Origin of the sequence: Flavobacterium sp. RHBU_3 (assembly GCF_046613565.1) — a bacterium.
Taxonomy (GTDB): Bacteria; Bacteroidota; Bacteroidia; order Flavobacteriales; family Flavobacteriaceae; genus Flavobacterium.
Window position 1 is genome coordinate 412,300 of the sequence record NZ_JBKJHC010000004.1, and the last position, 7,295, is coordinate 419,594.

The following is a 7,295-nucleotide window of genomic DNA, read 5'->3' on the forward strand; positions in this document are numbered from 1 at the left end:
AAGCCAGTAAAGCTTTTCTATTTAACCTTACACTCTTTTAGCTAAAATGAACAACTGGCAAGATTATGAAAGATTAACTCAGGAGATATATCAGGGGTTACTAAACGACGAAGGTCTTACTGTTGAAGTCAAGCGTAATGTAAAAATCAAGGGTAAGTCAACAACTCATCAAATCGACATATACTGGGAATATAAATTTGCTGGGATAATGCATAAAGTAGCAATTGAGTGTAAAAACTATAACAAGAGAATTTCTAAAGGTATAATTTCGTCATTTTATGGCACGTTGTCTGACATTGGAAATATAAATGGGATTATAGTCACCAAAATAGGTTTTCAAAGTGGAGCAAAAAAATTTGCAGACTATTATGGTATTAATTTAATAGAACTTAGAGAACCTAAACCTGAAGATTGGGCGGGCAGATTAAGGGTATTGACTACAAATGCACGAGCTATTAGCACAAATGTAAAAAAATGGTTCGTACAATTAGATTATCAATGGTGTAAATCAAATATTCCTGAAAATCAATTAAACGCTATTGAGATTGTAATTTCCGGAATGAATTACGATGTGTGGATTTACGATAGTGAGGGTAACAAGCTCATGAATTTCCTTGACCTACAAAACCAATTGCCTTTTGACGAAAATAAATTAAATGATAATGATTATGTGCATCAATTTGCTAATGGTTTTGTCAAAAGTGAAAATTTCGGCTATGTAAAAATTAAAGCGGTACATATGAATTACAACTCAATTGTAAATAAATTTACTTATGAGAGAGATAGCTTAGAGGCAACAAAAGCGATTTTAAGAAATGTTTCGTCAGGTGAGATCAAATTTATTAAGTAAAGGTTGAATTAGAGTTTTTTAATAAGTATTAATATACATATATCAAAACAAAATGTATTCGGAAGAAATTAAATATATTTTACCGCATTTATCTCCGACTGAACTTCTAAAATTTTTCAATCTCGAACCTGCGAATCGAGCCTTAAAAGGAAAGAACATTAAACCCGGGGAATCAGTACCCTTTGTTCCCTTATCATTATCAGACTATCTCGCAACAATTCCTAGAAATTATCTTTACGACAAAAAGTATATCAACTTGTATCATAACACAGCCCTTATGATTGCCAATAAATTGGTTCTCGAAGGTTTACTATCTCCTGTTGGAGAAAGATATGGAATTGAACAGCAATATAAAGGTAATAGTTACAATGCCGAAAAAGCTCACCACAACTGCTATGATTTTTTTATTTATGGTTTTCCCGAAGTAGTAGATCATTTTAGAGATGCGGTAAGACTAATTGAAGTGAAAGAAAAAGAAAGTTGCGATATAAATATAGGCACAGGATTTGCAATTCTGTATAAACACAAAAAACAGTATTTTATTACTGCTAAACACTGTTTACCAAAAAAATCAGAAATCAGAATTAAGATATTTCTCGGTCACGGATTAGAATACGAATCACCTGAAAACATTTATGTACATCAAGATGATAATATTGATGTTGCAATATTAGAATTTTCGGATAGGAAGCTAGTGAGTGATAAGTTTTTCAGATTGGAGCATCCTTATATTCTTGACAATATTCTAGTTATGGGATATCCTCCGATTCCAGGAACGAGCGATGCCGTATTAGTTTCTTCAACAGGAGAAATTACTGCAAAAGCTAACACATACTTTCATAAATATGAACAGATATATGTGAATGCTAATATTAAAGGAGGCAGTAGCGGAAGCCCTATTATAAACACTTACGGTAATGTTGTAGGCATAGTAATAGAATCGGCAAGAGATATAAAAAATAATGAATTACAAGATGAATTAAGATTTGGGACTGGGCTGACAAGTAACTTAATACAAGAAATTATAGAATCGGTTAATGTATCAGGATCAAACCATAAAATTCTTAACTTTAAAACAATTTCAAATGGCTCATTTGAAATTGTTTAGATCCGTATTAACTAATAAAACAGCTACCATGTGGGATATAAATCAAAGTTTTAAAGACAACAATGAAATGTCGGGACATGTATCTATATTTTTAAATGCAGACAAACCCTTAAACCCGTACCATATTAGTTACCCTATAGCTTGGACTGGATATATAAATAACGAACCTGTTAAGATCGTTCAAACTTCTTCAAGTTCAAAATTTATCGAAAATTATAATTTTGAGATTTATCCATACGGCTACAGTCTATACCAAACAAAGATTGTTGATGCGATAGATCGTTTATTGAGGAGGGCTTTAGATTAGCGATAGCTTTATACTTTGAAAAAAGAGACCACTAAAAAGCAGTCTCTCCAAGAACAGTAATTTTACAATTACTGATTATTTTTAACTAGCTTCTCCAAATAAGCTACCTTATCCTTTTCAGCTTGAAGCAACCTTTCATAAAGTTTTTCCTTTGCTTCGAATAATTCTACCACCTTATCTAGAGGATTAAAATTAAAAATTGGACCGAAAGCACTTTGACCATTATTTGCACTATTGTCATAAAAATTGTTGAAGAAGTTTATTATGGCCTCTTCAGAAAAACTTTTAATAGCTTCTGCCGAAACTTGAAGCGCTTTTGCTATCTCTTCCAGTTTAATATCTTCAATTGATTCACTGTTTTCAATATTTGATACTGCTTGTTGACTTATTCCAAGTGCAGTTGCTAAAGCCTCCTGTTTCATTCCGCGCAGTTCACGGATACGGCTAATCTTTCTTCCTATGTGGTTTTTAGTTGCTGTGCTCATAACTCAAAGGTATTCAAAATTCTGTAAGAAATATTCAGTTGGTAAAACACAAACCGTAACTGGTAATATACAAACCGTTGTGGTTCGGTACGCTACCGTGAGGTAGTTACTTGCTGTGTATAAGCAAAAATAAGCTTTTTCACTGATGTTTCACAGCAAAAACGGAGTTTATGAAGTACGAAATTAAAATCCCGCAGGCCTTTCCCAACCACGATGAACTGGCAGAGGCCGTAAACCATTTGGTCAGTTTTCTACACATTGATGCAGTCTATGTTTCGCCACTCGCTCACAAAACACTTGTCTCTGTTATCATGAGTGATAATAACGCCCAAGATGACGATGCGCTACATGACAGCAAACTAGCGGATGACCATCTTAATATTGTGTTTAAGTATTTTAGCGGCCATTGGGTAGAACATGCTTATAAAAAAGGTTTTCCCTATTTTGTAATGCACTGCAATGCGGAGAACCTTGTATACTGTCAGCCCGAAGCAAAGGTATTCCACCCTGTAAAGCTAAGGACAAAGTACTATACCTATCGGCTAAGAAAACGTACCGGCGAAATGATTTATGCTATTGATGCGTACCTGCGTTTGTATAGCGATTATATGCAGAACGAAAGCCACCTTGAAGCTGCCTATGCACTGCATCAGGGATTGCGGTTCATGTACATGATGATCTCTGAATTACATGGTGAAGGGCTTAAAGGTGGCCAGGATTTATTTGGGCAATATAAGTGGGTCATGGATTTTGCGCCCTCCCTTGATGATATTATCAATCCAAATGCCGATGATGGTAAAAATTTACTGGTGTTCCTGAATGCTTCACGAAACGCGATCCTGTCCAAAACAGAATTAGAAGTCAATATTGATACGTTGAAAGAAGCTAACAAAAAGGTGCGTCAGTTTTATGGAGAAGCTCGGAGCCTTTACAACCAACTGTACATGGATTACAAGGCAAAACTCAAAACCTTACACCAACCTGTAACTGTTGGGCTTAGCATCCTTGAACAGAAATTACCGGAAGATTATTTTGCCGGTCAGGCGCTACATCAAATAAACGGAATTATTACCGGGTACATTAAGACAAGGGCCGTGTTCTGCTTTGGCTACAAACTATTTACTACTGAAATTAAAAAAACGAAGTCGAATTACTTTAACCCCGGCTATCACTTTTACCTGCTGGTTTATACTCTTGAACCAAAAGATAATCCTGCTCCAATGATTGAAGCCAAAGTGAGGGATTCTTTTGGTAAAAAACACAAGGTAACAGTGTTGCTGCACCGTAAACAATCGATGACCAAAAAGCGGGATAACGATCGTTGGTTTTTCAACAAACTTACGGTTAACGGTTTTCAGGTGGGGAGCAATCTAAATATTACTGACCAACCGTTTGAAAGGGATTTAGAGTACTCAGTGAACTACTGGCGCAACCGCGCGTTACTGGCAGAAAGCCATTTTAATACGGCTAAATCACTAACTAATCCCGACGATGCGCTACTGAAAAACACACTGCTGCACCAGGCTATTTTAAACAGCTGCCTTGGCTTCATAGAACTATTCCTTGGTTACAGGCCAAACCGTGTGAATATCGGGCATCTGTTTGCGCTGCTTCAATTCATTACCGGTAAGGATTTCTCATTGTATTTCCGTCAGGAAGATAATAATTCATTGTACCTGCTGCTATCGGCTAATCCGGATATGATACGCTACAAGGTCGTAAACCAATATGCTATTGAGGACAGCAACGAACTGCAACTGCGCTGCAAGGATTGCTTTTGGGAAATAAAACAACTGGCTTTTGCCAAACTTGATGCACTCTATAAATCACATCTAATTTTATAAGCTATGGAAAATGATAAAATCAAAGAAGTGATAGACTTCGCCGAAAAAATTAAAAATGCCTGCCAATTCAATGTGTTTTGGGAACGTCCAAGGCGGGAAGGGTTCGGTGTACAACTTAATTTTTCGGGCTACAATGACTTAATGTTAACAGTAAGGGATATAATGAAAGTTTGCGTTGCTGCGTTAGGTGAAGAGGATACTGCATCTAATTTAACTATTTCGTCTGTACTTGAAATTGCACTCCAGTTAATGCCAATGGAAGAGACTATGATATTGGATGAATGTTATGCGCTGCATAAAAAACTCAAACAGCCCAAGCTTGAGTAACTTATTCATTTTTTTTACGCAAAGATGTTTGATTCGTTCTTAGACAAATTAATTATCTTTGTTATCATAGACTAATCTAAAAAACTCAATGCAATGGACATAATGATTAAGGAGCAAGATTTTATAAAAAAGGGTGCTATGCAAAAAGATTTCTTCCAAATGAATGAGGAAGAAAAGAAGGATTGGCGAAAGAATATTGCTGAAAAGACCAAAGCAACACTTTTTGCTAAAGGACAACCGTTGGTTTATGAAAAGGGCGGTAAAATGATTGCTGAATATGCTGACGGTAGGATAACTGAAATATAATTGGCAACTATTTATATAATAGCAGGCCCTCCCGGTGTTGGTAAAAGTACCAATGGTATCGAATTTATTCCCGATGATGCTACTGTATTGGATGCCGACTTAATAGCACACCGATATAAAGAGCAAGGTTTTAGAGACTATAAAGATATTGGAAATTGGCGTTTTGAAATGGTGCTAAAAGAGCACCTTTTGTCAGGTAAAGATTTTGCAGTCGAGTTAAATCTTGGTTTTCAAAGCCATTACGATTTAGTTAAGAGACTCAAGAATTTCAATAAGGAAAATCATATTGAGGTTGTCTTATTTCACACTAATGATCTAAAATTATGCCTTGATCGGGCGAGAATTAGGTATGAAAATGGATTACACCTTGTACCGCCGGAGACCATATTCGAAATGTATCAAAATACAATTCCATTACTTACCCAGCACTTAGATATGTTTTCGGCTATTATTGGAATAGATGTTAAGCGTAAAGATATTGTAATACAACCATTTCTTCAATATAATAGAAAAAATCAAGAACTTAAAATCACAAATAAGCCTGAATGGTTTACAGAAAAGCTTTCAGGACTCTTAGAGAAATCTATTGTGAATAAAGATGTTAAAAAATCGCAGGATGAAGTTAAGCCTAAAATAAACAGAAAGAGAGGAAGGGGTATTTAACTTAGCTTTCAATAATTCTACTTATTTATTTCATTTTATAGTAAAAAGAGCTACATTTGCACCCGTTACCGAATAGCTTAAATGTGAGCAAAACGGTGAGCGGATTGCAAAAGGGATTATCAAGGGATTGATATTAAGATATTTGCGGAGAGTAGGCATCGTCCTGCCACCCCGACTAAAAAGCCTTCAACGGCAGTCAAAACCCCTTAAATCGTATGATTTAAGGGGTTTTTCTATTTTTATATTGTTTTCTCTTGCCGTTTTTAAGGCCTCATTTTCTATGTCTATAGCCTCCCAGTGGTATGTGTCCTTAGCTTCTGTACAGTCTCTATAACAAGTTTCTGTAGGTGAAACGGTCTGTTACCTTAACTACATTAGGGAGGCATCGTTTGGCAATAGTTTCATAGAACCTGCCATATCCTGGGTAGCTTCTCTTGCTTTTTGCCTTTGGCCTGTGTTGATGTAAGTGCGGTATAAAGTTCTTCCCCAGATAAGGCGACTTCATCTAAAAGCAACCATGAAGAGCAACTTTCGGGATAGAGAATGTAATTTTCTATGTGGGTTTTTTCGTCTGAATCTTTAAGTTAGCTAAGCGATTGTTTGTACTGCCTCCGGAATTTTTTACCATTAACGCATATAAATTGCTAATTATTTCTAAGGGAAGTGCTTTAGTATCGGCTGATTTTTTTGAGAACGCCACAAAATCCTGGGTCATTCGTCTTCCTTGGGTAATGAGGTTACAATCTCTTTGTAATATCTTTCCGGATTCTACATTCATCTATCTTCTGCACCTTATGAGGAGCTTTACAAACTTACCACGAAGCGGAAAATCATCTGCGGTTATTTCTTCGTGAAAACCTTTTGATTGGAGAAATAATGAAGAAAACTCTTTGGGTGGTGTCGTTTTTTTCTTCAAAATAAAGATGAAGCAAACCATCTTTATCTTCAAATTTAACAACATCAAAGTGTTCAATTAAATATTCGGGTAATAATACCTTTAGTAAGTCTGCTGTTTCCGGTAAAAAAAAGTATTATTTTTTACTTTTCTCCCCAACTTTTTGCGTTGATTCGTTTTTTTGTTTTGGAGTCTGTCCGTATTAAGTGGGATTTTTACCATATTTACAACAAGCTAACCCCTCAATTGCATTATTATGGATGGAAATAACATAAAATTATCATGTATTCCCTTTATTTCTCGGTGTCATTATATATATAATAGAGTAGAATGTGCGGTGCGTTGTGTGTTTTTCTGTTACTTCCCCCGCTGTTCCAAAAAACTTCCTATTTCAAATCATGCTATATCAACCACTTACCTTTTTGTGTTAAATGATCTTCAAAAAAGATTTAAAAAATGGTTGTAGAAGTAAAAAATGGGTGTACTTTTGCACCCGCAACAGAGAAGTTG

The 7,295-nt window shown here is 35.6% G+C and carries 8 protein-coding genes; 7 read left to right on the forward strand and 1 reads right to left on the reverse strand.

What is annotated here, in order from left to right:
• The first annotated feature begins 46 nt into the window (after positions 1-46).
• From ACLI1A_RS08245 to ACLI1A_RS08255, 3 genes are read left to right on the forward strand one after another with little or no spacing between them, the layout of a single operon-like run.
• On the forward strand, positions 47-850 hold the full coding sequence (locus ACLI1A_RS08245) for a restriction endonuclease (protein ID WP_411408010.1): 804 nt from the start codon (positions 47-49) through the stop codon (positions 848-850).
• Positions 851-902: 52 nt separating this feature from the next.
• A complete protein-coding gene (locus ACLI1A_RS08250; protein WP_411408012.1) occupies positions 903-1,958 on the forward strand; it encodes a serine protease in 1,056 nt (351 codons plus the stop codon).
• Positions 1,959-1,986: 28 nt separating this feature from the next.
• Positions 1,987-2,265 (forward strand): hypothetical protein, encoded by a 279-nt coding sequence (locus ACLI1A_RS08255; RefSeq protein WP_411408014.1) that lies wholly within the window; start codon positions 1,987-1,989, stop codon positions 2,263-2,265.
• 68 nt (positions 2,266-2,333) lie between these two features.
• Here ACLI1A_RS08255 and ACLI1A_RS08260 read toward each other — a convergent pair whose 3' ends face one another.
• Positions 2,334-2,750, reverse strand: coding sequence for a helix-turn-helix domain-containing protein (locus ACLI1A_RS08260; protein WP_411408016.1), 417 nt, complete (start codon positions 2,748-2,750; stop codon positions 2,334-2,336).
• Positions 2,751-2,920: 170 nt separating this feature from the next.
• Here ACLI1A_RS08260 and ACLI1A_RS08265 point away from each other — a divergent pair, with 170 nt between their 5' ends.
• From ACLI1A_RS08265 to ACLI1A_RS08280, 4 genes are all read left to right on the forward strand, one after another.
• Positions 2,921-4,594: a hypothetical protein gene (locus tag ACLI1A_RS08265; RefSeq protein WP_411408018.1), complete on the forward strand. Its 1,674-nt coding sequence runs from the start codon at positions 2,921-2,923 to the stop codon at positions 4,592-4,594.
• A 3-nt stretch (positions 4,595-4,597) separates the two neighbouring features.
• Positions 4,598-4,921 (forward strand): hypothetical protein, encoded by a 324-nt coding sequence (locus ACLI1A_RS08270; protein WP_411408020.1) that lies wholly within the window; start codon positions 4,598-4,600, stop codon positions 4,919-4,921.
• A gap of 93 nt (positions 4,922-5,014) precedes the next feature.
• Positions 5,015-5,227 (forward strand): hypothetical protein, encoded by a 213-nt coding sequence (locus tag ACLI1A_RS08275; RefSeq protein WP_411408022.1) that lies wholly within the window; start codon positions 5,015-5,017, stop codon positions 5,225-5,227.
• Positions 5,228-5,890: a hypothetical protein gene (locus ACLI1A_RS08280; protein ID WP_411408024.1), complete on the forward strand. Its 663-nt coding sequence runs from the start codon at positions 5,228-5,230 to the stop codon at positions 5,888-5,890.
• The last annotated feature ends 1,405 nt before the right edge of the window (positions 5,891-7,295 follow it).

Coding starts and splice junctions, on each gene's coding strand:
- ACLI1A_RS08245 (WP_411408010.1), top strand. CDS start 47: ATGAACAACTGGCAAGATTATGAAAGATTAACTCAGGAGATATATCAG.
- ACLI1A_RS08250 (WP_411408012.1), top strand. CDS start 903: ATGTATTCGGAAGAAATTAAATATATTTTACCGCATTTATCTCCGACT.
- ACLI1A_RS08255 (WP_411408014.1), top strand. CDS start 1,987: ATGTGGGATATAAATCAAAGTTTTAAAGACAACAATGAAATGTCGGGA.
- ACLI1A_RS08260 (WP_411408016.1), bottom strand. CDS start 2,750: ATGAGCACAGCAACTAAAAACCACATAGGAAGAAAGATTAGCCGTATC.
- ACLI1A_RS08265 (WP_411408018.1), top strand. CDS start 2,921: ATGAAGTACGAAATTAAAATCCCGCAGGCCTTTCCCAACCACGATGAA.
- ACLI1A_RS08270 (WP_411408020.1), top strand. CDS start 4,598: ATGGAAAATGATAAAATCAAAGAAGTGATAGACTTCGCCGAAAAAATT.
- ACLI1A_RS08275 (WP_411408022.1), top strand. CDS start 5,015: ATGGACATAATGATTAAGGAGCAAGATTTTATAAAAAAGGGTGCTATG.